The following is a 211-nucleotide window of genomic DNA, read 5'->3' on the forward strand; positions in this document are numbered from 1 at the left end:
GCTAGTGGCCGCACGACTGGCATTGTGCTTGATTCTGGTGATGGTGTAAGTCACACCGTGCCAATCTATGAAGGTTATGCTCTTCCTCATGCTATCCTTCGTCTTGATCTGGCTGGGAGGGATCTGACAGATGCTTTGATGAAGATCCTCACTGAGAGAGGCTATATGTTCACCACCACTGCTGAGCGTGAAATAGTGCGCGACATGAAGG

General features: G+C 50.2%; 1 protein-coding gene. It reads left to right on the forward strand.

The window, feature by feature from the left end:
* The coding region (locus tag C6N31_RS47620) for an acetate and sugar kinases/Hsc70/actin family protein (RefSeq protein ID WP_198359795.1) at nt 1-211 on the forward strand (211 nt) is incomplete at both ends.

The sequence above is a fragment of the Streptomyces fildesensis genome (assembly GCF_016107395.1).
Classification (GTDB): Bacteria; Actinomycetota; Actinomycetes; order Streptomycetales; family Streptomycetaceae; genus Actinacidiphila; species Actinacidiphila fildesensis.